General features: G+C 31.7%; 23 protein-coding genes. 3 read left to right on the plus strand and 20 right to left on the minus strand.

The genetic code is table 11. The features are described from left to right. Positions 1 to 189: 189 nt before the first annotated feature. From N4T77_RS09450 to dprA, 9 genes are all read right to left on the minus strand, one after another. Entirely contained in the window at positions 190 to 987 is a 798-nt protein-coding gene (locus tag N4T77_RS09450) for a phosphatidate cytidylyltransferase (RefSeq protein ID WP_261671534.1), read from the minus strand. A gap of 130 nt (positions 988 to 1,117) precedes the next feature. Beyond that, positions 1,118 to 1,882: an isoprenyl transferase gene (locus N4T77_RS09455; RefSeq protein WP_261671535.1), complete on the minus strand. Its 765-nt coding sequence runs from the start codon at positions 1,880 to 1,882 to the stop codon at positions 1,118 to 1,120. Positions 1,883 to 1,971: 89 nt separating this feature from the next. Then, positions 1,972 to 2,529: a ribosome recycling factor gene (frr, locus tag N4T77_RS09460; protein WP_261671536.1), complete on the minus strand. Its 558-nt coding sequence runs from the start codon at positions 2,527 to 2,529 to the stop codon at positions 1,972 to 1,974. A gap of 20 nt (positions 2,530 to 2,549) precedes the next feature. Then, positions 2,550 to 3,263: a UMP kinase gene (gene pyrH / locus N4T77_RS09465; RefSeq protein ID WP_261671537.1), complete on the minus strand. Its 714-nt coding sequence runs from the start codon at positions 3,261 to 3,263 to the stop codon at positions 2,550 to 2,552. 89 nt (positions 3,264 to 3,352) lie between these two features. After that, positions 3,353 to 4,273, minus strand: coding sequence for a translation elongation factor Ts (tsf, locus tag N4T77_RS09470; protein ID WP_261671539.1), 921 nt, complete (start codon positions 4,271 to 4,273; stop codon positions 3,353 to 3,355). 74 nt (positions 4,274 to 4,347) lie between these two features. Next, on the minus strand, positions 4,348 to 5,049 hold the full coding sequence (gene rpsB / locus N4T77_RS09475; RefSeq protein ID WP_261671541.1) for a 30S ribosomal protein S2: 702 nt from the start codon (positions 5,047 to 5,049) through the stop codon (positions 4,348 to 4,350). Between the two features lie 362 nt (positions 5,050 to 5,411). Then, positions 5,412 to 6,188 carry a GTP-sensing pleiotropic transcriptional regulator CodY gene (gene codY, locus N4T77_RS09480; protein ID WP_261671542.1) on the minus strand — a complete coding sequence of 259 codons (777 nt, stop codon included), beginning with the start codon at positions 6,186 to 6,188 and terminating at the stop codon, positions 5,412 to 5,414. 263 nt (positions 6,189 to 6,451) lie between these two features. Continuing rightward, entirely contained in the window at positions 6,452 to 8,608 is a 2,157-nt protein-coding gene (gene topA, locus N4T77_RS09485; RefSeq protein ID WP_261671543.1) for a type I DNA topoisomerase, read from the minus strand. A 147-nt stretch (positions 8,609 to 8,755) separates the two neighbouring features. Beyond that, positions 8,756 to 9,844, minus strand: a complete 1,089-nt coding sequence (gene dprA / locus N4T77_RS09490) for a DNA-processing protein DprA (RefSeq protein ID WP_261671544.1) — start codon at positions 9,842 to 9,844, stop codon at positions 8,756 to 8,758. A 159-nt stretch (positions 9,845 to 10,003) separates the two neighbouring features. Between dprA and N4T77_RS09495 the strand changes: the two genes are divergently transcribed. Together N4T77_RS09495 and N4T77_RS09500 are read left to right on the plus strand one after the other, a co-directional pair. Further along, a complete protein-coding gene (locus tag N4T77_RS09495) occupies positions 10,004 to 10,807 on the plus strand; it encodes an MBL fold metallo-hydrolase (RefSeq protein WP_261671545.1) in 804 nt (267 codons plus the stop codon). Between the two features lie 46 nt (positions 10,808 to 10,853). Continuing rightward, positions 10,854 to 11,672 carry a TIM barrel protein gene (locus N4T77_RS09500; RefSeq protein WP_261671546.1) on the plus strand — a complete coding sequence of 273 codons (819 nt, stop codon included), beginning with the start codon at positions 10,854 to 10,856 and terminating at the stop codon, positions 11,670 to 11,672. Between the two features lie 67 nt (positions 11,673 to 11,739). Here the strand turns inward: N4T77_RS09500 and N4T77_RS09505 are convergent, their stop codons facing one another. Continuing rightward, positions 11,740 to 13,257: a YifB family Mg chelatase-like AAA ATPase gene (locus N4T77_RS09505; RefSeq protein WP_261671547.1), complete on the minus strand. Its 1,518-nt coding sequence runs from the start codon at positions 13,255 to 13,257 to the stop codon at positions 11,740 to 11,742. Between the two features lie 270 nt (positions 13,258 to 13,527). On the opposite strand from N4T77_RS09505, the gene N4T77_RS09510 reads away from it, so the two are divergent. Then, positions 13,528 to 13,896, plus strand: coding sequence for a YraN family protein (locus N4T77_RS09510; RefSeq protein WP_261671548.1), 369 nt, complete (start codon positions 13,528 to 13,530; stop codon positions 13,894 to 13,896). A gap of 79 nt (positions 13,897 to 13,975) precedes the next feature. Here the strand turns inward: N4T77_RS09510 and N4T77_RS09515 are convergent, their stop codons facing one another. From N4T77_RS09515 to N4T77_RS09560, 10 genes are all read right to left on the minus strand, one after another. Further along, entirely contained in the window at positions 13,976 to 14,839 is an 864-nt protein-coding gene (locus tag N4T77_RS09515) for a ribonuclease HII (protein ID WP_261671549.1), read from the minus strand. A gap of 18 nt (positions 14,840 to 14,857) precedes the next feature. Next, positions 14,858 to 15,703 (minus strand): ribosome biogenesis GTPase YlqF, encoded by an 846-nt coding sequence (gene ylqF / locus N4T77_RS09520; protein WP_261671550.1) that lies wholly within the window; start codon positions 15,701 to 15,703, stop codon positions 14,858 to 14,860. A 19-nt stretch (positions 15,704 to 15,722) separates the two neighbouring features. Continuing rightward, positions 15,723 to 16,280, minus strand: a complete 558-nt coding sequence (lepB, locus tag N4T77_RS09525; RefSeq protein WP_261671552.1) for a signal peptidase I — start codon at positions 16,278 to 16,280, stop codon at positions 15,723 to 15,725. Positions 16,281 to 16,337: 57 nt separating this feature from the next. Next, positions 16,338 to 16,682, minus strand: a complete 345-nt coding sequence (gene rplS / locus N4T77_RS09530) for a 50S ribosomal protein L19 (protein ID WP_261671553.1) — start codon at positions 16,680 to 16,682, stop codon at positions 16,338 to 16,340. Between the two features lie 141 nt (positions 16,683 to 16,823). After that, positions 16,824 to 17,555, minus strand: a complete 732-nt coding sequence (trmD, locus tag N4T77_RS09535) for a tRNA (guanosine(37)-N1)-methyltransferase TrmD (protein ID WP_261671695.1) — start codon at positions 17,553 to 17,555, stop codon at positions 16,824 to 16,826. Then, a complete protein-coding gene (gene rimM, locus N4T77_RS09540) occupies positions 17,552 to 18,043 on the minus strand; it encodes a ribosome maturation factor RimM (protein ID WP_261671554.1) in 492 nt (163 codons plus the stop codon). Before rimM ends, trmD begins: the two co-directional genes overlap by 4 nt. Before the next feature lie 145 nt (positions 18,044 to 18,188). Then, entirely contained in the window at positions 18,189 to 18,416 is a 228-nt protein-coding gene (locus tag N4T77_RS09545) for a KH domain-containing protein (protein ID WP_261671555.1), read from the minus strand. An 18-nt stretch (positions 18,417 to 18,434) separates the two neighbouring features. Beyond that, positions 18,435 to 18,677, minus strand: coding sequence for a 30S ribosomal protein S16 (gene rpsP / locus N4T77_RS09550; protein ID WP_261671556.1), 243 nt, complete (start codon positions 18,675 to 18,677; stop codon positions 18,435 to 18,437). 74 nt (positions 18,678 to 18,751) lie between these two features. Continuing rightward, on the minus strand, positions 18,752 to 20,104 hold the full coding sequence (ffh, locus tag N4T77_RS09555; protein ID WP_261671557.1) for a signal recognition particle protein: 1,353 nt from the start codon (positions 20,102 to 20,104) through the stop codon (positions 18,752 to 18,754). A 10-nt stretch (positions 20,105 to 20,114) separates the two neighbouring features. Then, a complete protein-coding gene (locus N4T77_RS09560; protein ID WP_261671558.1) occupies positions 20,115 to 20,456 on the minus strand; it encodes a putative DNA-binding protein in 342 nt (113 codons plus the stop codon). Between the last annotated feature and the right edge of the window lie 230 nt (positions 20,457 to 20,686).

The raw sequence follows: 20,686 nt of genomic DNA on the forward strand, positions 1-20,686 counted from the left end.
TATAATAATATTATATTCATAGATATGATTATATATTATTATAGGATAAAATACTATATATAAATATTAGTTTATCATAACCATAATTAAGTGATAAAGATTAAAAATTGCTGCCCATTAGAGCTTAAATTAAAATGAGGATTTAAAGTAATTTTAAACTACTCTAAATCCTCATTTTAATTTGTAGCATTACATCCCTACAATAAATGTCAAATAGTAATATACGACTACAGATGCGAAAAGTATACTATCAAATCTGTCTAGAATTCCTCCATGACCTGGAATTAACTTACTATAATCTTTCACTCCCACATAGCGCTTTATTGAAGAAGCAGCTAAATCTCCAAACTGGCAGAAAACTCCACAAACTGCTCCTATAATAAAAAAGTGATACATTGGAATGGATATCCCCTTTGATATAACCACAGCTCCTAATACTCCACAGGCTATCATGCTGCCTAACATCCCGCCAATAGAACCTTCCACAGTCTTCTTCGGACTTACTTTAGGACATAATTTTCTCTTTCCAAAGGCTCTGCCAGCATAATAGGCAGCAGTATCACAGAACCATGAGGAAATAAATATAAGCCAAACTAAATAGTTTCCATAGACTTTATTATTAACCAAAACAATGAAACTAAAAAATATAGCTACATAAAAGAATCCAAGTAAGGTAGTTCCTATGTCAATAAAATTATACTCTATGTCCAATACCGGAACGCACATGATTATAAAAACCGTAATAATCAAAAAGAAAAATAACATTTCAAAATTAGCTTCTTTATTTAGCGTTAAATAATATATTATACAAAGTATATATCCCGCCCAGCTTATTGCATTTATGTTTTTTTCTTTTAAAACTTTGTAAAATTCATGCATACCTACTAAGGATAAAAGCATTATAGCATATTTTAAGTATACTCCTCCTATAAATAGGAAGACAATAAAGGGCGCCAATATCAATGCCCCTACATACCTACTGTTCATCTTATCATCTCCTAAGCTTTCATTTTATTCCTTTGCTTATATTCTATAATTTTCACCTTAACATAAGCAAAATATTTACCCACTTTAGGAGAAAAATTAATGGCAAATTTTAATTCTCCAATTTTACTTGTTACTTAACATTCCCAAATCTTCTATCCCTGCTTTGGTAATCGTGAATAGCCTTATGAAGGTGTTCTACCTTGAAATCTGGCCATTTTATATTTGAATACCAAAATTCTGAATAAGCACATTGCCATAATAAAAAATTACTTATTCTTTGCTCTCCGCTAGGCCTTATTATTAAATCTGGATCTGGCATATTTACTGTATATAAATAATCCGACACCATTTTTTCATTAATATTTTCTTCACTAATTTTGCCGTCCTTTATATCTTTACAAATTGTTTTGAAAGCCCTTATTAGTTCATCTCTCCCACCGTAATTTAAAGCTAGATTTAGAACTAAACCCCTGTTATCTTTAGTATTATTATAGGCCTCTAGCAGTTCCTGTTGACAGAGTACAGGTAATTTTGATATATCTCCAATATGATTAATAACAACATTATTGTCGTTTAGCTCTTTAAATTCTTTCCTTAAATACTGAACTAGAAGATTCATAAGTGCATTAACTTCTTCATTTGGTCTCCGCCAATTTTCTGTAGAAAACGCATATAGGGTTAAATACTTTACACCTAACTTACTGCATTCCTTTACAATATCTCTTATAGTTTCTACTCCTGCCTTATGTCCCATAGTTCTTGGTAACTTTCTTTCTTTAGCCCATCTCCCATTACCATCCATGATAATAGCTATATGTTTCGGTATATTATCCATGTCAATATGTATATGCTCAAAATCTTCATTGCTTTTTTTTGAACTAAAAAATTTTAACATACGCCATTCTCCATTCATAATTGTGATTAGGTTATATCTTAATGATTTATGTATTAACAAAAACCTGCGAATCCGCAGGTTTAGATAAGTTATATTGACATAATTTCTTTTTCTTTAGCTTCAAGTAATTTATCTATTTCTTTAATGAAGCTATCAGTTCTCTTTTGAATATCTTCTTCTGCCTTTTTCATTTCATCTTCAGATACTTCATTTTCTTTCTTTAGAGCTTTAATTTTATCGTTACAGTCTCTTCTTATTGCTCTAATAGCAACCTTGGATTCTTCACCAGTTTTTTTAACGTTTTTCACTAAGTTTTTTCTTGTTTCTTCTGTTAGCTCTGGTATAATAAGTCTTATTATCTCACCATCACTGGATGGGTTTATTCCAAGGTCTGATTTTAAAATTGCTTTTTCAATAGATTTAAAGGCACCTTTATCCCATGGCTGAATAGCAAGTATTCTTGGCTCTGGAATAGATATGTTGCCTAATTGATTTAGTGGTGTCATTGTTCCGTAATACTCTGCTTCTATTTTATCTAGCATTGCAGGGTTTGCTCTTCCCGCTTTCATTGAAGCCAATTCTTTTTTTAAAACAGTAATTGTTTTATTCATTTTTTCATCAGAAACTTTTATAATGTCTTTAATCATAGAAAATACCTCCCTTATTTTTATTCTTTAGACACTAAGGTTCCTATTTTTTCACCTAGTATTGCTTTTCTTATGTTTTCTGGTTGTTCTAATCCAAATACTAATATAGGTATGTTGTTATCCATACATAATGATGTTGCTGTAGAATCCATAACTTGAAGTCCCTTTTCAAGTACTTCGATATAGTTTAACTTATCAAATTTCTTGGCATCACTGTATTTGTATGGATCTTTGTCATATACTCCGTCAACTTTTTTTGCAAGAAGTATAACATCCGCTTCTATTTCAGCAGCTCTTAATGCAGCAGTAGTATCTGTTGAAAAATATGGATTTCCTGTGCCTGCAGCAAAAATTACTACTCTGTTTTTTTCCAAATGTCTCATAGCTCTTCTTCTTATAAAAGGCTCTGCAACCTCTCTCATTTCAATAGCAGTTTGAACTCTAGTATTTACCCCTAAGTTTTCTAAGGAATCCTGAAGAGCCAAAGCGTTTATACATGTTGCAAGCATACCCATGTAGTCCGCAGTAGTTCTATCCATTCCTTCTCCGCTTCTTCCTCTCCAGATATTGCCTCCACCTACTACAGCTCCTACTTCTACACCCATATCTACTAGTGCTTTAATCTCTTTTGCTATTTGAGTAGTAACATCAAAGTCTATACCAAATCCTTTACTACCTGCTAAAGCTTCTCCTGAAAGTTTTAGCATTACTCTCCTATATTTAGCATTATACATATATTATACCTCCAAATTGTCAAAAATTACATATGTATTAAGGTTTATACTTTAAAAAAAGAGAACACGCAGTGTTCTCTTTTCAATTACTATTTACTCTGCATTTGTTTTGCAACTTCCTCAGCAAAGTTCTCTTCCTTCTTCTCGATTCCTTCACCTTTTTCAAATCTTACAAAAGCAGCTACCTTTATTGGAGCTCCAATTTCTTTTGATTTTGCTTGAAGGTATTTTTCAACAGTTGTATCAGGGTCTTTTACATAAACCTGCTCAACTAAACAGTTTTCTTTATAGTATTTTTGAATTCTTCCTACAACCATTTTTTCTACTATTTTCTCAGGTTTTCCTTCATTTAAAGCCTGAACTCTGTAGATTTCTTTTTCTTTTTCTAATGCTTCGTTATCTACTGCTTCTCTATTTAAGAATAAAGGATTAGTTGCTGCTACTTGCATAGCTACATCCTTAGCTAATTCTTTTAAAAGTTCGCTTTCTTTTTCACACTCTAACTTTACAAGAACACCTATTCTTCCGCCACCATGAATATAGCTTGATATAGCTCCTTGCTCAACAGTTAGCTTTTGGAATCTTCTAACTGCCATATTTTCTCCGATTTTTGCAATTAATCCTGTTACTGTTTCTGTAACTGTCTTGCTTTCATCAGCTATGTATTTTTCCGCAACTAACTCTTCTATAGTATTAGCATTAGTTTGAGCTGCTTGTTTTGCAACGTTATCAGCAAATGTAACAAAATCTTCGTTTACTGCAACGAAGTCAGTTTCACAGTTAACTTCTACTATTGAAGCAACTTTTCCGTCTTCTGAAACATATGTCTTAACTATACCTTCAGCTGCTATTCTTCCAGCTTTTTTAGCTGCAGCTGCTAATCCTTTTTCTCTTAATATCTCTACAGCTTTTTCAATATCTCCGTTAGATTCGCTTAAAGCTTTTTTGCAGTCCATCATGCCTGCTCCAGTCATTTCTCTTAACTCTTTTACCATCTGTGCAGTTATCATTGTAAATTCCTCCTATTTTAAACTTAATTTAAAAGGTAAATGAAGAATTACAATTCTTCATCTACCCTAATAAATTATTCAGCTAATTGTTCACCTTGTCTTCCCTCTATGATAGCATCTGCAATTTTAGCTGTTATTAATTTTACAGCTCTTATTGCATCATCATTTCCAGGTATTACGTAATCAACTTCATCTGGATCACAGTTAGTATCTACGATAGCTACAACTGGAATTCCAAGTGTTTTAGCTTCTGATATAGCATTTTTTTCTTTTCTTGGATCAACAACAAATAATGCTCCTATGTTGCTAGCATCCATGTTTCTAATTCCGCCTAAGTTCTTTTCTAACTTTTCTCTTTCATTCTTAAGCTTTATAACTTCTTTCTTTGGAAGAACTTCAAAAGTTCCGTCCTCTTCCATTCTATCTAACTCTTCTAACTTACCTATTCTTGTTTTAATTGTTGTAAAGTTAGTCATCATTCCACCAAGCCATCTATTGTTAACGAAGTGCATACCTGATCTTACTGATTCTTCTTGAATAGCTTCTTGAGCTTGCTTTTTAGTTCCAACAAAAAGGATATCTTTTCCTTCAGTTGCAACACTCTTAACGAAATCATAAGCTTCTTCAACTTTTTTAACTGTTTTTTGTAAATCAATTATGTAGATTCCGTTTCTTTCTGTGAATATGTATGGAGCCATCTTAGGGTTCCATCTTCTTGTTTGATGTCCAAAATGAACACCTGCTTCTAGTAATTGTTTCATTGAAATAACTGACATAATATTTTCCCTCCTAGGTTTTCCCTCCACTACCGTCATATTCGTAAAATACCCTTTCGAGCACCCTTTTCCGAATTGGGTAATGTGTGTATTTTCTTACCTTATGTAGTATATCACAAGGTATTAAGGTATTCAACAAAATTTTTAAATTTATATGGCTATATTTACAATTATTTATACTATAGCATTTAGTTTTTAAATAGTATGCTATGATTACTATTTTATTATTAACAGTTTTATACTCTTTATACTAGATGCTAGAAAAAATAAGAGTTTAGATTGTTTTAATCTAAACTCTTATTTGAAGATTTGCTTTTAGTTCAATTTGCACTAAAAACCTAGCAAATAACTTAATTAGTCTTTTATCTTATCTTCTTAAGCTCATCTATTAATTTTTCATTTAATATTCTTATATGAGTTCCCTTCATACCTAAGGATCTTGACTCAATAACTCCTGCACTTTCAAATTTTCTTAAAGCGTTTACTATTACTGATCTTGTTATTCCAACTTTGTCAGCTATTTTAGATGCTACTAGTAACCCTTCACTTCCATCTAGTTCATTGAAAATATGCTCTACTGCTTCTAATTCTGAATAGGATAGAGTACCTATAGCAAGCTGTACAACTGCCTTCTTTCTAGCCTCTTCTTCTATTTCATCATGTTTAGCTCTTAATATTTCGATTCCTATAATAGTAGCACTATATTCTGCTAAAACTAAGTCATCTTCTCCGAACTCTTCATCAAATCTAGCAACTAATAAAGTACCAAGTCTTTCTCTATTTCCGTTTATAGGCACTATTGTAGTTAATTTGTTTTCTATACCGCATGCTTTCTCTTCATCAAAAACACACTCACCATGATTAGTTAGATTTGAAAGAGTTTCATGGATATTTAATAGTTTGTTATTATAGGACTCAGGAAATCTCATTTCGCTTATAACTTTATCTTTTACTGTGTCACACTCAAATCCTGCTGAGAAGTTATAACCTAATATTTTTCCTTTTCTGCTTATAATATAAACATTGCATGATAATACTTCACTTAATAAATTACATATATCATCAAAAACTACTGGCTCAGTACCGGACTTTTGCAGTATTTTGTTTAACATTCTTGTTTTAGTTAACAATGATGTCATTTGTATTCCTCCTTCTTATTTCCATCTATTTCAATAACCTTGCTTGACTAATAATTTTGTTTTAACAAAATTATAAAAGTTATCTTGCATATCTCTATCAGTTTAAGCTGAATATAGTTATCGAATTGATTATTTTGACTTTTTAAAATATTTAGAATTATTTCTTATTCTTTAATTATAATAACATACTAATTATTATATTTCAACATCCTTTTTGTAAAATTCGACATTTTAATTTTTTTTTCTTACTAGTTAAGCTTCTTTTATTCCTTTTCTTCATCACTTTTAGCTTTATTTTTAGTGTCTATAGTATTTTCGTTGCCTTGATCAGTGTTAACCTTTGAAATCTTCTCTTCTACATGCTTACATTCATTATTTGCACACTGTATATAGTCCCCTTTTGATTTACTATATTTCTTAACCATAAAACTGCCACAAACAGTGCATTTTTCTTCCACAGGCTCAAACCAACTTACAAAATCACAGTCTGGATAATTGCTACATCCAAAAAACTTCCTGCCCTTTTTGCTTTTTTTAACTAGAACTTTTCCTCCACATTTTGGACATTTGACATCTAGTTCTTCTACAATAGGCTTTGTATTCTTACAGTCTGGATATCCTGGGCATGCAAGAAAATCTCCAAATCGTCCCTGCTTTATAACCATGTTCTTTCCACATTTATCACATAATATATCTGTAACCTTATCTTCAATAGTTATCTTTGCTACTTCTTTTTCTGCTATGTCTATGGCTTCTTTTAAAGGTGTAAAAAACTCATCTACTACCCTATTCCAATTCTCTTTTCCTTCTTCTACATCATCCAACTTTTGTTCCATTTCAGCTGTAAATTCTAAGTCAACAATTTGTTTAAAAAATTCACTAAGTATATTATTAACTATATCTCCTAACTCAGTTGGCTTTAGTGTTTTCTTTTCTCTTTCTACATATTTTCTTTCAAGCAATGTAGATATAATAGGTGAATAGGTACTAGGTCTTCCAATTCCATTTTCCTCAAGAGTCTTTACAAGGGTAGCTTCCGAAAATCTAGATGGTGGCTGTGTAAAATGCTGTTTTCCATCAACAGATTTCTTTATTAATATATCTCCTTCTTCTAGCTTTGGCAGATTAATATCCTCTTTTTCTTCTTCTGTTGCATATTCATACACCTTCATGAATCCATCAAATTTTACTATAGACCCACTTGCCTTTAATCCATATTGCCCGTTTACTATGTTAACAGAAGTTACATCCATTATACAAGTAGCCATTTGACTAGCTACAAATCTCTTCCATATAAGTGAGTATAATTTATACTGATCATCCTTTAAGCTTTCCTTAGCAATTTCAGGAGTTATTTCAACATTTGTAGGTCTTATAGCTTCGTGAGCATCCTGTGCATTCTTCTTGCCTTTAAATTTTCTAGGTTCCTCTGGTATATACTCTTCTCCAAAGTTACTTGAAATGAAGCTTCTGCTAGCAGCTTGTGCCTCATTAGATATTCTCACTGAGTCTGTTCTCATATAAGTTATGAGACCTACTGCACCATATCCCTTGATATCTACTCCTTCATACAATTGCTGAGCTATAGACATGGTTCTCTTAGTTGCAAAATTCAATTTTTTATAAGCATCCTGTTGCAGAGTACTTGTTGTAAAAGGTGGCAATGGATTTTTACTTTTAGCAGTTTTTTTAACAGTTTTAACAAGAAATTCTCCATTTTCCAAATCTTTTATTATCTTATCTACTTCTTCTTTATTATTTATATCTAGTTTCTTTTTATCTAGAGTAGTAAGCCTTATTATAAAGGATTTTTTTTCCTTTTCCTTATGTACTGAGCACTCTATAGTCCAGTATTCCTTTGGTTTAAAGTTAGTTACCTCTTTTTCTCTATCGCATATCATTCTTAGTGCTACAGATTGAACTCTTCCTGCACTTAAACCCCACTTTACCTTACGCCATAATATTGGACTTATTTTATAACCAACTAATCTGTCTAAAACCCTCCTAGTTTGTTGAGCATTTACTACATTTAAATTTATCTGTCTAGGAGTTTTTATTGCATTTTTAATGGCATTTTTAGTAATTTCATTAAACTCTATTCTACACTTTTCCTTTTCATCTAGCTTCAATATGTGAGCTAAATGCCAGGAAATTGCCTCTCCTTCCCTATCAGGGTCTGTTGCTAAATATATTTTTTCACTCTTTTTAGCTTCTTTTCTTAGTTTATCAAGCAGTTCTCCCTTTCCTCTTATTGTTATATATTTAGGATTGTACTCATTATCTATATCAACTCCCAATTGACTTTTGGGAAGATCCCTAACATGACCCATGGACGCTTCTACTACATAATTTTTTCCTAAATATTTTCCTATGGTTTTTGCCTTTGCCGGTGATTCAACTATAACCAATTTTTGTCCCATCTCGTACTCTGGTAAGCACAAGTCTCACCAAAGTGTTTACACCCCCTTATTTAGAAATATATCTAATTATATAATTATTTTCTTTATATTTACTAAATACTATTCTCTATTCAAATAAATATACCTTATTTTATCAGAATAGCATACTTATACTGTACTTTCCACTTTTACATAATAGTTACCTGAAAGACATATTACTACATTTTCAAGCTGCAATTCAAATAATAACTCATATAATTGTTTTATGTCAATATTGGTTCTTCCAAATATATCGTCTATATGTGTAGGCCTATCGCCTAAAATATCACATATTTTCTTTTTTACGCCTTCTATTTTGTTAACTTTAATATTATTCTTTATCATATAGTCTATATTTAAAATTCTAAATAAATCTTCAAAATCTGTAAAAGGATATGCACCATCTCTAATTAACTTATTGGTACCTTTACTTTGTTCAGAAAACATGGACCCAGGTACTGCTACAATTTCCTTGCCCTGTTCTAAGGCTATCCCTGCCGTTACAAGAGAACCACTCTTTTCACTAGCTTCAACAACAATTACAATATCACTTAAACCACTTATAATTCTATTTCTTATTGGAAAATTATAAGAGAAAGGTCTTGTTCCTGGTAAAAACTCCGAAACAATACATCCCTTTTCTGATATAATATCGTATAATTTTTTATTTTCCCCAGGGTACACTACATCAATACCTGAACCTAATACTGCACAAGTAAAGCCTCCATTTTCTATGGAACTTTCGTGTGCAAATGTGTCAATGCCTCTAGCCATTCCGCTTATAACATTTATGTTATTTATAGAAATTTCTTTACTTATTAACCTTGCAGCATCTTTTCCGTAGCTCGTAAAGTTCCTAGAACCAATAATGGCGGCATTAATCCCCATATTAAGCTTATTTATATCACCTTTGTAAAATAATATACTAGGGGAATCATCATAGTTTTTTAATGCTTTAGGATATATATCCTCATTAAATGTTGTAGCTTCTATGTTTTTATTTTTAATCTTCACTATCAAGCTTTCTAACAATTCTTTGTCCCAAGCCTTTTTTAAATTGTATTTAATCTTTTTATCTCTATCATTTAACAATGTTTTATTTGCATTATAGAAAGTATCATTCCACAGTTCCTCTGTGCTGATGAATTTTTTTATTAAATCCAGCTTAATTTTACTTGATAAACTTACTGAACTAAACCATAAATCGTATATATTCATATTTTTCTCCTTATTTAATTTTATGTAAGAATTCTTGTCATAACTGATTCTTTTTATTCAATTTTATCTTTTTTTACCTAAAACTCTTTCTTATTTAGTAAGTTATATGTTATATTAATACTTGTTCAAAAAATAAAATTACGGAAGGAGTTTTTGGACTTGGAAAAACTAACTATACTAGGCACAGGGTCCGCAATGGTTACAAAATGCTATAATAGCTGTTTTACACTCTCAAAGGGTGAAGAGCATTTTCTTGTAGACACTGGTGGCGGAAACACTATTCTCACCAACTTAGAAAAAGCAGATATCTCAATCAATAAAATTCATAATGTTTTTATATCTCATAGTCATAATGACCATATTACTGGTATAGTTTGGATTATACGAGCTGTTGCTCAGCAAATATTAAATGAAAATTATGAAGAAAATTTATATATATACTGTCATAAAGACGTGGAGAACATAATTAGAACTATTTGTAATTTACTTTTACAAAAGAAATTTACAAATTTTATAGACGATAGAATATTATTTATTTCCATAGAAGATGAAAGCTGTTTTAATATACTTCATTGGAATTTTACTTTCTTTGATATAAAAAGTAATAAACACCTTCAGTACGGATTTACTACTAAACTTAATAACAATAAGGTTCTAACATTCCTAGGTGACGAGCCTTATAATGGCAACTTATCTAAATACTCAAATAATGTAGATTATCTTATACATGAAGCCTTCTGTTTATATTCACAGAGAGATATCTTTCATCCTTACGAAAAGTTTCACTCTACTGTAAAAGATGCCTGTGAAAATGCTGAAAAACTTTATGTTAAAAATATAATTTTAATTCATTCTGAAGACAAAAACCTTGAAAATAAAAAAAGACTCTACACTGAGGAAGGAAGCCAATATTTTAAGGGAAACATATTAGTACCTAATGATTTAGAAGTGATGGAGCTTTAAAGTGCTTAAGTTATTTATTTAAACAAATTTATAGAGAGGTGCTTTTATGGATAATTTGCTATTTGGAATTTCCGGTCTTCCAATTGGAGAAGCCGCCCAAAAATTCAACTATTCTTCTGCTATTAAGTATCTAAAAACCTTAGATCTTCATGCTATGGAACTTCCTTTTGTTCGCTCTGTAAATGTTACAGATAAAAATAAAGATACTATACTAAAAGCTAAAATAGAGAATAACTTCTACTTATCTGCTCATGGATCTTATTATATAAACCTAAACGCAGACGATATTGAAAAACAGCTTCAGTCTATAGAACGAATAATAAAGGGTGCTGAAGGCTTACTTAAAGTGCAGGGAAGGAGTCTAATTTTCCATCCAGGATTTTATTTGAAGGATTCTCCGTCAGAGACTTATGATACAATAAAAGAAAATCTTCTCAGACTTCCTAAAATCGGGGTAGATTATAGATTAGAAACTACAGGTAAGGGAAGTCAATTTGGAGATTTAAAAGAGTTAACTTCCTTATGTAAAGAAATTAGTACTTGCAAGTTGTGTATTGACTTTTCTCATATTCATGCTAGATATAATGGTAAACTTAAAACATACAATGATTTTGCTGAAATCCTTCAGTATATAAAAGGGGAATTAGGCAAAGAAGCCTTGGAGGATTTACACATGCATATATCTGGCATTAACTACAGTGAAAAGGGCGAGAGAAATCATCTTCCCTTCTTGGAAAGTGATTTTAATTATGTAGAATGCCTAAGAGCTTTAAAAAACTTTAATGTAAGAGGCTGCATAATCTGCGAAAGTCCTTTACTTGAAAAAGATGCTCTTCTTTTAAAAGAAACTTATCACAAGCTATAATATATGTGATTAAATAAAATAAATCTGACGGCATTTATCTAACTACCGCCGGATTTATTTTATAACACTAAATTATCTCCTGATTTAAAAACCTTCTATACTGAAGTGCTTCAATAATATCACTTTCTACTATATCTTCTCTTTCATATAAATCTGCTATAGTACGAGCTACTTTTAATATTCTACTGTAGGCTCTAGTACTTAAGGTATATCTATTATAGATTTTTTCTAAGATATTATTACTTTTGCTATTTAACTTACAGTATTTTCTTATGAGTTTTCCATCCATTTGTGCGTTGCAATATATGTTTTCCTCTTTAAATCTATTTTTTTGAAGTTCTCTAGCTTTCTCAACTCTAACCCTAATTTCTTTAGATGATTCCCCCTTTGCTTTAGCTTTAATCTCATCATAAGACAAAGGATTAACAAAGCAGAATAAATCAATTCTGTCAAGAAGAGGTCCAGATAACTTTTTCATATATCTCCTTCTTTCAAATTCTCCGCAAGAGCACTGCTTTGCTGATCCATAATACCCGCAAGGACAAGGATTTGTAGAAATTACAGCCATAATATTGCAAGGGTAAGTTACCTTTCCACTTCCTCTGCAAATAGTCACCTTTCTATCTTCAAGGGGCTGTCTTAAAACTTCTAATGCATTCCTTTTGAACTCTAGTATTTCATCTAGAAATAAAACACCATTGTGAGCAAGAGAAACTTCTCCTGGCATTAAATTATTGCCTCCACCTACCAGTCCTATGGTTGTAATGGTATGGTGTGGACTTCTAAAGGGCCGCTGATTTATAAATCCCTTATACTTTTCTAAATTTCCTGATACACTATAAATTTTAGTAACTTCTAATCCTTCCTCATAACTTAAGGTTGGTAATATAGTTGACACTCTTTGAGCTATCATGGTTTTTCCAGATCCCGGAGGTCCAAACATAGCTACATTATGGTTTCCGGCAGCAGCTACTTCTATAGCCCTTTTACAGCTCTCCTGTCCTAATATATCTTCAAAATCTAAACTACTCCTACTTGATTCAGGATTATTGATGTACTCATATGGCATCAAATCTCTATATTTAATATATTCTATTACTTGCTTTAAACTTTCAAAGGCATAAACCCTAGTATTTTTAACTACGGAACATTCTTCTGCATTTTCCATAGGTAAAATGAAATTATTTATTCCTTCATTTATACTTTCAATAGCAATCGGTAATACTCCCCTAACTCTTTTTAGCTTTCCTGATAGAGATAATTCTCCCATTATCAAAAAATTTTTAGCATCTTCAAAAGTTATCTGTTCCGTGGCCATTAAAATTCCTAATGCTATAGGTAAATCAAATAAAGCTCCTACCTTCTTTATGTCTGCCGGAGCTAAGTTTATAACTATTCTTTTGATAGGAAACTCAAAACCAGAGTTTACTATTGCAGCTCTGACTCTTTCCTTAGACTCTTTCACAGAAGTATCTGGAAGGCCTACTATACTAAAACAAGGCAGCCCTCTCTCAAGATCTACCTCTACGGAAACTAAAACTCCTTCAATACCTGAAAATGCAGCAGTATTAATTGTAACAGCCATAATATCACCTCCACTAGATTCTTGACAGATATATGCTTTTATATACTATTTCTTAAAACTTTATACTAAATAGTCTATATCCCTTATAAAATATCCCTTAATTACCCCTATGGAAAAAATTGTATGAAATCCATCTATTATATTTACAAATGGAGGTAATATTGCTAAAATTAAAACATGCCAATGTATCTAAATTTTATACAGTAGAAGTGGTTATTATTTATCAGAATAATTATATAACAATTGAAAATCTATGAAAGGAGCGAATTTATGCATTCTTTTAACAAGGATATTGGTTCCCTGGGCGAAGATATTGCTGAGACTTATTTGAGGCAGATAGGCTATACAGTACTAGATAAAAACTTTAGATGCAAACTAGGTGAGATTGATATAGTAGGCAAGGATGGAGATTATATTTGTTTTATAGAGGTGAAAACAAGATATGGTTCAATCTATGGTAGTCCCTGTGAAGCTGTAACTTATTCAAAGCGGCTAAAAATTTATAAAACTGCAGAAACTTATATACTCCGAAAAAAACTATTTAAATTTAATTTTAGGTTTGATGTTATTGAAATCATCCTTAATAAGTGTAATGCTAATCCGTCTATACGTCTTATTAAAGATGCTTTTCAAGTATAACTTTTATTTAAACAAAAAGAATGACACTTAAAAATAGAAAGTGTCATTCTTCCGTTGCGACTTTTGCTGCATTTTAAATTTATATTATATTTTTCAAAAAACTTTTTCTATGTATCTTACAAATACCATATTTTTTTATAGCCTGCACATGTTCAGTAGTTCCATATCCAGAGTTACCGTCAAAACCATAGTGAGGAAATTCTTTGCTATATTCCTTCATTAGGTTATCCCTATATACCTTAGCAATTATAGAAGCACATGCTATACTAGCACTTTTCATATCACCTTTTATGATAAATTCATTATAAATATCTAGGTTTTTAACTGCATATCCATCTGATAAAACAATATCTGGCGCAACTTTCAAACCTTTAACAGCTCGTCTTAAGACTTCATTATTGCACCAAGCTATTCCTCTTTCATCTATTTCATTATTATTTATAAGTGCAATGCTATAACTTACTGCCTTTTCCTTTATGATTTTTGACAACTCTTCTCTTTTCTTTTCGGAAAGTTTTTTAGAATCTTTTATGCCTAGAATTAATTCTCTATCCTCTTTCTGCCTTAAGTTTAGTACTACAGCTCCGGCAGCTATAGGTCCAGCTAAAGGACCTCTTCCAACCTCATCAACACCTGCTACATATATATAGTTGCCAAAGCTCTTATCAAAGCTGTACATCTCCTTAACCCTATCAATCTCACTTTCTTTCTTAAATATGAATTTTTCAAGACTTAAGGCTAAGCTCTGGACATTTTTTCTACTATCCATACTTAAACAGTTCATAACTTGCTGATATTTTTCTTTATCAGTAATAAAGTAGTTTTGTTGCAAATACGCTACATAAGTTTTAAGGCTGCTAAAATTTAATTTAGCAGTCCCCTTAAATAAATTATCTTCTATTTCACTAAAGTTAGTATCTTTTTTTACAATATCTATATCCATCTTGCTTCTCCACTTGATCTACTCTGGTCTCTCTAATGATATATTACCTAACTTTCCACCTCTAAATTCATCTAAAAGTAGTACAGCCACTCTATTGTAGTCAATTTGACCTCCAGATATAACAGCCCCTCTTTTCCTACCTATATTATTCATATTTTCTAGTGGATCTTCACTTAACTCCGTAAGCTTATATCTTCCCATTAATCTATCAGGGTATTCATTTTGAAGTCTTTCTATAAGCTTTAAAGCAAGTTCCTCAATATCCATAATTTCATCTTTTATTGCTCCAGTGAAAGCTAGGTTCAGTTGAGTTTCCTCACTTTCTAGTTTTGGCCATAAAATTCCTGGTGTATCCATTAGTTCCATACCAATTTTGGTCTTTATCCACTGTTTGCTTTTAGTAACTCCTGGTCTATCTCCAGTTTTAGCTATGTTATTTTTAGCCATTTTATTTATAAATGTAGATTTTCCTACATTGGGTATACCTATAACCATAACTCTATCTGTTATATTTACAATACCCTTCTCTTTCATTCTTCCATGTTTTTCTTTTAAAAGATCGTTCATTAAAGGTCTTATACCTTTTAACCCTTCTCCAGTTAAACAATTCACGCCTATTAATCTAATGTTATCTTTAGATAAATTTTTAATCCACTCTCTAGTAACCTTCTCTTCACTTAAGTCACTTTTGTTCAGCAGTATTATTCTTGGCTTGTTCCCACATATATCGTCTACATCTGGATTTTTACTAGATCTTACAATTCTTGCATCTCTTATTTCTATTATAGCATCTACAAGTTTTAAATTTTCTTTTATTTCTCTCCTAGTTTTTGCCATATGTCCTGGAAACCAATTTATAGCCATATTATCATATCCTTTCTAATTAGCTATTATTTGCGAAGACACTAAGGTCATTTATATCGTTAAAAGAAGTTAACTTTCCAAATCTGCTGAACGGATATATCCTAAGAGCAGCTCTGCCAACTACCATTTTGTAACTTACAAATCCAACATCGGAAAATCTACTATCTCTACTATTATTTCTATTATCGCCTAAAACAAAAACCGTATTTTCAGGCACAGTTACCTCATTAAAATCTCTCATATTAGCTTCAAGTATATAAGGCTCATCTTTTGGCACGTTGTTTATATATAATTTATCTCCTTCGATTCTAACTTTGTCTCCCCCTACTGCAACAACTCTTTTAATGAACTTTTCTTTTGGATTTGCAGGGTATTTAATTACTACTATATCTCCAGCCTTAGGAGCCCTAAAATAATAACTAACCTTCTCTACAATCAACCTATCTTTATGACTTAAAGTAGGATCCATAGAGTGTCCATCCACACTTACAGTTTCAAAGACAAAGGTTATAATTAAAAATGCCGCAATAATAGCTATAATCATCGATTTCCCTAACTCAATTAACTCTTTAAGCAAAATCCTCCACCACCTTAATATACAAAAAAGGGACTTTATAAAGCCCCATCTTTTGTATTATATTAATTCTTTTACTTTTGCAGCTTTACCAACTCTATCTCTTAAGTAGAATAGCTTAGCTCTTCTTACCTTACCTCTTCTAACTACTTCTATCTTTTCAATGCTAGGAGAGTTAACAGGGAATGTTCTTTCAACTCCAACGTTGTAAGCAACTCTTCTTACAGTGAAAGTTTCTCTTAAACCACCGTTTTGTCTTTTTAAAACTATTCCTTCAAAAACCTGTACTCTTTCTCTGTTACCTTCTTTAATTCTTACGTGAACTTTTACAGTATCTCCTACATTAAATACTGGTAAGTCATTTCTGATTTGTTCTGCTTCTATTTGTCTTATTATTTCTAACATTGTGCATTACCTCCTAAAAATTATTCGACGCTCATGCCCAGCATAATTGCAGACAGCGGAACGCCTGTGTAGCACGAAGAATATTCTATCATACATACATATATATTTCAATATTAAATTTAATTTTTTCCTGTAAATCCTTTAATAATCCTTAAATTTATCACTATTCAACAATTTTCTATCTTCTTTCGAAAATTCTAGTTTAGCAAATAAATCTGGTCTTCTATCTTTGGTTAATTTTAAGGATTGAAGTCTTCTCCATTTTCTTATATTTTCATGATGGCCGGAGGTTAAAATCTCCGGAACTCTCTTTCCCTCGAAATCCTCAGGCCTAGTATATTGAGGATATTCCAGGACTCCATTATAAAAAGATTCTTCTGTATAGCTTTCACTGCTTGAGAGGACTCCTGGCACCATTCTGCATATACTATCTACTATAGGTATGCAAGCCATTTCTCCTCCTGTAAGAACAAAGTCTCCTAGTGATATCTCCATGTCAATATAGGAATATACTCTTTCATCTATCCCCTCATAATGACCACATAGGAAAATTAATTCTGATTCCTCTGAAAGTTCTCTTGCCATATTTTGATTAAAAGTCTTTCCTCTAGGCCCTAAAAAAATCACCTTACCCTTATTGTTTTTTTTAACAGTTCTTATACAGTCTACTATAGGCTGAGGTGCCATTACCATTCCTGCACCTCCACCGTAAGGATAATCATCAACCTTTTTATGTTTATTTAATGTATAGTCACGAATATTAAAGGTATTTACCTCTATAATAGATTTTTCTTGAGCTTTCCCTATTATGCTTTGGTCAAATATCTTAAACATATCTGGAAAGAGTGTTAGTATATCAATTTTCATCCCTATGCCTGCCATACTTCCACCGGCTTTATAACTATTCTTCTATCTTCAATATCCATGCTAATTATAATGTCTTTTAAGGCTGGAATCAAAAGTTCCTTTGGTTCTTTAATCCAGTACACATCATTACTATGAGTCTTGATTACGTCATAAACCTTTCCAAGAACTGTATCATTTTCATCTATTACTTCACAACCTATTATATCTGCAACAAAATAGCTCCCTTCTGGAAGTTTAACCGCATCTTCTCTAGAAACCTCCAGATACTTTTGTTTATATTTAACTGCATCATCCATAGAGTCTATTCCCTCTATTTTTAGTATAACTTTATCTGCTTGCAGTTTACACCATACTACATCCTTTTCTACCCCATCTATGTAAACCTTTTTAAGCTTTCTAAATCTTTTTATGTCATCTGTCAAAGGATATACTTTAAGCTCCCCTTTAATTCCATGAGTGTTTATTATCTGACCAACAGCCAAAAACTGCTTCATAGGATATTTCCTCCTGATTACATATTTTCTCTTTATCTATATTTACCCTTATTATATTATTAATTCTTTAAACTAAAAATTATTTTCAACAAACTTACTATCGATTATTTTTTTGTAAAATAAAAGAGTTAGGTGCACCTAACTCTTATATTATTTCAACAACAACTCTCTTATTTTCTTTTATAGCTGCTGCCTTTACAACAGTTCTTATAGCTTTAGCTATTCTTCCCTGTTTTCCTATTACTTTTCCCATATCTTCTGGTGCAACTTTTAGTTCAAGAATTATAGATTGCTCTCCAGCAATTTCATTAACTTGAACCATGTCTGGGTTATCAACTAGTGACTTAGCTATAATTTCAACTAATTCTTTCATTTATTATACCCCCAGTGACTACTTTAATCCAGCTCTTGATAAAAGCTTCTTAACGATGTCTGTTGGTTGAGCACCATTTTGTAACCATGTATTAACTTTTTCTTCATCAAACTTAATAGTAGCTGGTTCAGTTAATGGGTTATAGTAACCTATTTCTTCTACAAATCTACCATCTCTTGGTGATCTTGAATCTGCTACAACTATTCTGTAGAAAGGAGCTTTCTTAGCACCCATTCTTCTTAATCTCATTTTTACTGCCATCTGTTTCACCTCCTTTTAATAGTAAAACACTTTTTATCTTATGTTAATTACTTATTTAGCTTTATATTAAACCTTTAAAAAGGTAATTTACCAAAGAGTCCTTTTTTATTAAATCCCTTCTGCATTCCCTTCATCTGCTTCATCATCTTTTTCATATTCTCAAAGTCCTTCAGAAGCTTATTAACCTGTTGAACTGTAGTTCCTGAACCTTGGGCAATTCTTTTCTTTCTTGAAGGCGAACTACTTATAAGAGAGGGATTCCTTCTTTCTTTTATAGTCATAGAATTAATTATTGCCTCAATTTTAGCTAACTCTTTCTCACTAGAACTTAAGTCTACTCCTTGGAGTTCCTTCATATTGGCCCCAGGCATCATCTCTATTAGCTTATTAAGAGGTCCTAATTTCTTCATTTGCTGCATTGATGCTAAAAAATCCTCAAGATTAAATTCTTGACTGAGCATTCTACTTCCGATTTTTTTAGCTTCGTCTTCATCTATACTTTGCTGAGCCTTTTCTATTAGTGAAAGCACATCCCCCATACCTAATATCCTTGAGGACATTCTATCTGGGTGAAACACTTCAAAGTCACTCATTTTTTCGCCTATACCTATAAACTTTATAGGCTTACCAGTCATTGCTCTTATAGAAAGTGCTGCTCCGCCCCTTGTGTCACCATCAAGCTTTGTAAGTATTACACCGCTTATATCAAGTTGATCATTAAAGCTATTTGCAACATTAACTGCATCCTGACCAGTCATTGAATCTACTACCAGTAATATTTCGTCTGGCTTAACACTGTCTTTAACATCTTTTAATTCATTCATTAATTCTTCATCTATATGAAGTCTACCAGCAGTATCAACTATTACTACATTTAAACCATTGTTTTTAGCATATTCTACTGCACCCTTAGATATATCTACTGGAGATACTTTATCTCCCATGGTAAATACCGGTACATCTATTTGTTTTCCAACTACTTGAAGCTGTTTTATAGCAGCTGGTCTATATATATCACAGGCTGCAAGTAAAGGTTTCTTGTTCTTCTTTCTAAGTTGAAGAGCAAGCTTTCCTGCCATAGTTGTCTTTCCTGCACCCTGCAACCCTACTAACATTATAATAGTTATTCCGCTAGAAGAGTACTGAATGGTGCTTTCGTTACTTCCCATTAGGCTAGTAAGTTCTTCATTTACTATCTTTATAACATGCTGTCCTGGAGTTAAACTTTGAAGAACTTCTTCTCCAAGACATTTTTCGCTGACAGTCTTAATGAAGTCTTTTACTACCTTATAGTTAACATCTGCTTCTAAAAGCGCAAGTTTTACTTCTCTCATAGCATCTTTAATATCTTTCTCAGAAAGTTTACCCTTACCTCTGAGCTTTTTTAAGGTTTCTTGAAGCTTAGAAGCTAATCCTTCAAAAGCCATGTTATTCCTCCTAAATACTATCACTTATGTATTTTTTTATTTCACTCAATATTTTTATATTATCATCATCTTGAATACTTAACAAATCTATCTTCTTTAAAATATCTTTTTTTATTTCCTCTATTCTTATCTTAGCTTCCATTAGATGAAGCTTTTCTTCGTACTGTATCATGAGCTTATTACATCTTTTTATAATATCGTGTACCGCCTGTCTACTGGTACTTGTAATCTCTGATATTTCCGATAGCGATAAGTCGTCATTGTAATAGAGATTCATAATATCTCTTTGTTTTTCTGTTAACAACTCACCATAAAGATCTAAAAGTACTGAAAGCTTAATTCTTTCTTCCATGAGATACTCTGTAACCTTAAAGTTACATTTCCACTCCCTTAACTTTTTTAAATCAATTATGTATCAAAGGACACATAATTTACTCAACGAAATATATAATATCAAAGATTAAAAGGGCTGTCAAGTATTTTTACTTAACACATAAAATTATTTTTTCACTACTGATATCCACTACCAACTATGCAGTTTAGCAGGCTTAGATTAAGATAACCTAAGCCCCTTAAAAATCC

This window comes from Clostridium sp. CX1 (assembly GCF_025398335.1).
Lineage (GTDB): Bacteria > Bacillota > Clostridia > Clostridiales > Clostridiaceae > Clostridium_AM > Clostridium_AM tanneri.

Excerpts from the sequence above, each read along its gene's own strand:
- codY (WP_261671542.1), bottom strand. The coding sequence starts at position 6,188 with ATGACATCATTGTTAACTAAAACAAGAATGTTAAACAAAATACTGCAA.
- rpsB (WP_261671541.1), bottom strand. The coding sequence starts at position 5,049 with ATGTCAGTTATTTCAATGAAACAATTACTAGAAGCAGGTGTTCATTTT.
- N4T77_RS09455 (WP_261671535.1), bottom strand. The coding sequence starts at position 1,882 with ATGTTAAAATTTTTTAGTTCAAAAAAAAGCAATGAAGATTTTGAGCAT.
- rplS (WP_261671553.1), bottom strand. The coding sequence starts at position 16,682 with ATGTTAGAAATAATAAGACAAATAGAAGCAGAACAAATCAGAAATGAC.
- rpsP (WP_261671556.1), bottom strand. The coding sequence starts at position 18,677 with ATGGCAGTAAAAATGAGATTAAGAAGAATGGGTGCTAAGAAAGCTCCT.
- N4T77_RS09545 (WP_261671555.1), bottom strand. The coding sequence starts at position 18,416 with ATGAAAGAATTAGTTGAAATTATAGCTAAGTCACTAGTTGATAACCCA.
- N4T77_RS09560 (WP_261671558.1), bottom strand. The coding sequence starts at position 20,456 with ATGGAAGAAAGAATTAAGCTTTCAGTACTTTTAGATCTTTATGGTGAG.
- frr (WP_261671536.1), bottom strand. The coding sequence starts at position 2,529 with ATGATTAAAGACATTATAAAAGTTTCTGATGAAAAAATGAATAAAACA.
- N4T77_RS09510 (WP_261671548.1), top strand. The coding sequence starts at position 13,528 with ATGCATTCTTTTAACAAGGATATTGGTTCCCTGGGCGAAGATATTGCT.
- N4T77_RS09515 (WP_261671549.1), bottom strand. The coding sequence starts at position 14,839 with ATGGATATAGATATTGTAAAAAAAGATACTAACTTTAGTGAAATAGAA.
- N4T77_RS09500 (WP_261671546.1), top strand. The coding sequence starts at position 10,854 with ATGGATAATTTGCTATTTGGAATTTCCGGTCTTCCAATTGGAGAAGCC.
- ylqF (WP_261671550.1), bottom strand. The coding sequence starts at position 15,703 with ATGGCTATAAATTGGTTTCCAGGACATATGGCAAAAACTAGGAGAGAA.
- N4T77_RS09450 (WP_261671534.1), bottom strand. The coding sequence starts at position 987 with ATGAACAGTAGGTATGTAGGGGCATTGATATTGGCGCCCTTTATTGTC.
- dprA (WP_261671544.1), bottom strand. The coding sequence starts at position 9,844 with ATGAATATATACGATTTATGGTTTAGTTCAGTAAGTTTATCAAGTAAA.
- tsf (WP_261671539.1), bottom strand. The coding sequence starts at position 4,273 with ATGATAACTGCACAGATGGTAAAAGAGTTAAGAGAAATGACTGGAGCA.
- N4T77_RS09505 (WP_261671547.1), bottom strand. The coding sequence starts at position 13,257 with ATGGCTGTTACAATTAATACTGCTGCATTTTCAGGTATTGAAGGAGTT.
- rimM (WP_261671554.1), bottom strand. The coding sequence starts at position 18,043 with ATGAAGCAGTTTTTGGCTGTTGGTCAGATAATAAACACTCATGGAATT.
- pyrH (WP_261671537.1), bottom strand. The coding sequence starts at position 3,263 with ATGTATAATGCTAAATATAGGAGAGTAATGCTAAAACTTTCAGGAGAA.
- topA (WP_261671543.1), bottom strand. The coding sequence starts at position 8,608 with ATGGGACAAAAATTGGTTATAGTTGAATCACCGGCAAAGGCAAAAACC.
- ffh (WP_261671557.1), bottom strand. The coding sequence starts at position 20,104 with ATGGCTTTTGAAGGATTAGCTTCTAAGCTTCAAGAAACCTTAAAAAAG.